Genomic DNA, 1,760 nt, shown 5'->3' with positions numbered 1-1,760 from the left:
GCGCAGTGGTTTACGGCTTACTTCGCGCTCTCCCCGGTGAGCCGAGCTCTTTTGCCACCGTCGCCCGTGAGAAACTTGGCTCTCACGAACTTGACGCCAGCGTCGGGCGCCAGGACCACACGACTTCGCCGTCCGCTTCAGCCACGTTCGTCTTCGTGACATCAGCGGCCACCGCATCCCACCGCGCGTCCGTGGCGACTCGCGATCCGCCCCTTTTCGGGTGGGACGGGGCGAGCCTATAGAGGTGATTTGCCCGACGGGTTAAGCGAAATATTTTTCGCGAGAGGGCTGGACAGCTTTTGCTGATTTGCCCGACGGGCGCCGGCGACTACGCCGCACGCCTGAGATCCTCGGCAAGCGCGCGATAGGACAAGGCTTCGGCGAGATGCAGCCGGCCGATCTTTTCCGCGCCATCGAGATCGGCCAGCGTGCGGGCGACGCGCAGCACGCGGTGATAGCCGCGCGCCGTCAGGCGCATGGTCTCGGCCGCGTCGCGCAGCAGTTTCAAGCCATGCGCGTCCGGCTGCGCGATGGTTTCCAGTAGCGACGCCGGCGCCTCGGCATTGGTGCGGACATGCGGCAGGCCGGCGGCGGCATAACGCGTGCGCTGAATGTCACGCGCGGCGGCGACGCGCCCGGCAACTTCCACGGAGCCTTCCGAGGGCGGCGGCAGGATCAGGTCGGCGGCGGTCACCGCCGGCACCTCGATCCGCAAGTCGATGCGGTCCATCAGCGGGCCGGAGATGCGCATCTGGTAGTCCGACGTGCAGCGGTCGACAGGTGCGCGCTTGCAGGAGTAGCCCGGCTCGTAGGCGTGGCCGCAGCGGCACGGATTCATCGCCGCGATCAGCATGAAGCGCGCCGGATAGGTGACACGATGATTGACACGGGAGACCGAAACCTCGCCGTTCTCGAGCGGCTGGCGCAGCGAATCCAGCACCCGCGGATCGAACTCCGGCAATTCGTCGAGGAACAGCACGCCCTGATGCGCCAGCGAGATTTCGCCGGGCTTGGCGCGCATGCCGCCGCCGGTCAGCGCCGCCATGCTGGCGGAATGGTGCGGGCTGCGGAACGGCCGCCGCGCGGTCAAGGCGCCGTCCCGGATTTCGCCGGCGACGGATGCGATCATCGAGACTTCCAGAAGCTCCGACGGCGACAGCGGCGGCAGGATCGACGGCAGCCGTGCGGCCAGCATCGACTTGCCGGCGCCGGGCGAGCCGATCATCAGCAAGTGATGCCCGCCGGCCGCGGCGATCTCGAGCGCGCGTTTGGCGCTCTCCTGGCCCTTGATGTCGCGCAGATCGAGCAGATTGGTTTCGGCCTCATGCACCCTCGGCTGCGGCCGTGACAGCACCTGCGTGCCTTTAAAGTGGTTGGCGATCTGGATCAGTGAACGCGCCGCGATGATCTGGATATCCGGGCTTGCCCAGGCGGCTTCGGAGCCGCAGGCCGCCGGACAGATCAGCCCCTCCTCGCGCGAATTGGCGCCGATCGCCGCCGGCAGCACGCCCGCTACGGCTGCGATCGATCCGTCGAGCCCGAGTTCGCCGAGCACCGTGAAGCCTGAAAGCGCATCGGGCGGAATGGCCCCGATCGCCGCCATCAGGCCAAGCGCGATCGGCAAATCGTAATGGCTGCCTTCCTTCGGGACGTCGGCCGGCGCGAGATTGACGGTGATTCGCCGCGCCGGGAGCGCCAGCCCCGAGGCGATCAGCGCCGAGCGGACCCGCTCGCGCGCCTCGGACACCGCCTTGTCCGGG

The 1,760-nt window shown here is 68.2% G+C and carries 1 protein-coding gene; it reads right to left on the bottom strand.

The features are described 5' to 3' along the window. Window positions 1–328: 328 nt before the first annotated feature. Window positions 329–1,760 (bottom strand): YifB family Mg chelatase-like AAA ATPase (locus WCE35_RS10805; protein WP_424593329.1); only part of this gene is annotated, 1,432 nt, incomplete at its 5' end.

This window comes from Bradyrhizobium sp. (assembly GCF_049691595.1).
GTDB lineage: Bacteria > Pseudomonadota > Alphaproteobacteria > Rhizobiales > Xanthobacteraceae > Bradyrhizobium.
Note: the sequence above shows the minus strand (reverse complement) of the source record. Positions and strands in the feature narration are given on the sequence as shown.